Source organism: Bacillus sp. SIMBA_154, assembly GCF_046536015.1.
Classification (GTDB): domain Bacteria; phylum Bacillota; class Bacilli; order Bacillales; family Bacillaceae; genus Bacillus; species Bacillus pumilus_P.
Map to the genome: position 1 here is coordinate 1 of NZ_JAWJBV010000195.1, position 278 is coordinate 278.

The 278-nt window shown below is 52.9% G+C and carries 1 protein-coding gene; it reads right to left on the minus strand.

Annotation, left to right across the window (positions count from 1 at the left end):
- Positions 1-251 (minus strand): ATP-binding cassette domain-containing protein (locus R0K30_RS21710; RefSeq protein ID WP_410612885.1); only part of this gene is annotated, 251 nt, incomplete at its 3' end.
- Positions 252-278 lie beyond the last annotated feature (27 nt).

Here is a 278-nt window from a genome sequence, read left to right on the forward strand (position 1 = left end):
GTAAAATCCGGCAGCAGATGGTGAAACTGATAAATAAAGCCCAGCTTCTGGTTGCGCAGCTCTGCTTTCGCCGCCGAAGACAGTTTGCTCATCGGTTGACCGTTAAAGATCACATCGCCGGAGGTTGGCGTATCCAGCCCGCCCAACAAGTGCAGCAAGGTGCTTTTACCGGAACCAGAGCTACCGACGATCGCCATCATTTCACCTTCGCCCACGCTGAAACTGACATTGTGCAGTACATCGGTTTGCACACTGCCTTCCTGATAGCGTTTGCACAG